This window comes from Microbacterium sp. P5_E9, from assembly GCF_054049175.1.
On record NZ_JBFUMV010000109.1, the window covers coordinates 1 to 572 of the forward strand.

The following is a 572-nucleotide window of genomic DNA, read 5'->3' on the forward strand; positions in this document are numbered from 1 at the left end:
AGGCGGGCCGCCAGTTGCGCCTTGCTGCGTGCTTGGTATGCCATCTTCATGCGATCTTTCTGGGGCCGACCGAGGGCGTCGCCATGCGAGGCAGCCGGACGAGCCGTTTCACGTGGATGCCGGGGGTCACGATCGCCTCGGGATCGATTTCGCCCAGCTCCCGGACTTCGCAGACGCTGGCCACCGTGAACTTTGCCGCGGCAGCCATCACGGGGCCGAAATTGCGTGCCGCCTTGCGGTACACCAGGTTGCCCCAGCGGTCGCCAGCCTCGGCCTTGACCAGTGCGACATCGGCGAAGATGGGGTACTCGAGCACGTAGTGCCGGCCGTCAATCTCGCGCGTCTCCTTGCCCTTGGCAAGCTCCGTGCCGTAGCCCGTGGGGCAGAACACCCCGCCAAGGCCTGCGCCCGCCGCGCGGATGCGCTCCGCCAGGTTGCCCTGCGGCACCAGTTCGAGTTCGATCTTCCCGCTGCGGTACATGCCATCGAAAACATGGCTGTCGACCTGGCGCGGAAAGCTGCATACCACCTTGCGCACGCGGCCTGCCTTGAGCAGGGCGGCCACGCCGAAC

The 572-nt window shown here is 67.1% G+C and carries 1 protein-coding gene; it reads right to left on the reverse strand.

The window, feature by feature from the left end; translation table 11 throughout:
* Window positions 1–46: 46 nt before the first annotated feature.
* Window positions 47–572, reverse strand: a 526-nt coding sequence (locus tag ACXJ3V_RS20490) for a 3-oxoacid CoA-transferase subunit A (protein WP_457102197.1), incomplete at its 5' end; no start/stop codon positions are given.